General features: G+C 60.7%; 1 protein-coding gene. It reads left to right on the forward strand.

The genetic code is table 11. The features are described 5' to 3' along the window. The first annotated feature begins 110 nt into the window (after window positions 1-110). Complete coding sequence (locus tag ACOCD2_RS22210) at window positions 111-935, forward strand: ParB/RepB/Spo0J family partition protein (RefSeq protein ID WP_293650087.1); 825 nt, start codon at window positions 111-113, stop codon at window positions 933-935. The last annotated feature ends 9 nt before the right edge of the window (window positions 936-944 follow it).

The following is a 944-nucleotide window of genomic DNA, read 5'->3' on the forward strand; positions in this document are numbered from 1 at the left end:
GGTAAAACGGCCTTCGCCCACATCACCCTCCAGTCTTTTTCACCTCACCGATTCGGGTTGCTGGATGCTGGGGCTGCCAGGCCTTGAAGCGATAACCAGGTGAGCACAACGTGAACGCCCACGCAAATACTCAACTGGATATCGACCTGATCAGCTTGCCAAGGCACAGCCCCCCGGGGCCGTTGCCGCGTCCCACGCCAGAAGAGGTGGCCTTGGCCCGGCAGCTGGGCATTGTGCCTGCGGTGGTTGTACGCCCGTCCAGCAGCAACCCGCTTGACCGTGGGTATGTGTTGGCCCACGGAGTGCGCCACTGGATGCTGGCGCAACAGGCGGAAATCTACCGCATTGATGCCGTTATCCGCGATGACCTGACCGAACAAGAAGCCTACCTCTTGCTCAAGCAGGATCTCCAGGGCGCCCTGGAGAACCCGATTGAAGAGGCGAGGGCACTCCAGGCCCAGCTTGAGGCTATCGATTCACCACGCAAGAACAAGGTGCCCCTGCTGGCGGGAATCACCGGCATCAGCTACCAGACCCTCCATCACAAACTCAGACTGCTCAAACTCGCGCCCCAGGTACAGGAATGGGTCGCCCAGGGGAAACTGTCAACATCGCTGGCCAAGCCCCTGGTCCGCCTGTCTACAGACAAACAGGTGACCCTGGGCCAGCAGGCGGTCAAAGAGGGCTGGACCGTGCGCCAGCTGCAGGCAGCAATAAACAACAGGGCCGCCCCAGCGAACGCGCCAGACAAAGACCCCAATATCCTGCGCTTGGAGCGCACCATGACAGAGGCACTGGGGTTCCAGTATCACATCAAAACGAAAGACCGTGAGGGCAGGCGAGGGCAGGTGGTCATTCGCTATGACAGCCTGGAAGAGTTGGAGCACATCAACGAGCGATTATTGGGCGGCGCCCGACATCCGCGCTCGCCCTGAATCGATGCC

Origin of the sequence: Thiolapillus sp., assembly GCF_048562965.1 — a bacterium.
Classification (GTDB): Bacteria; Pseudomonadota; Gammaproteobacteria; order Chromatiales; family Chromatiaceae; genus Thiolapillus; species Thiolapillus brandeum_A.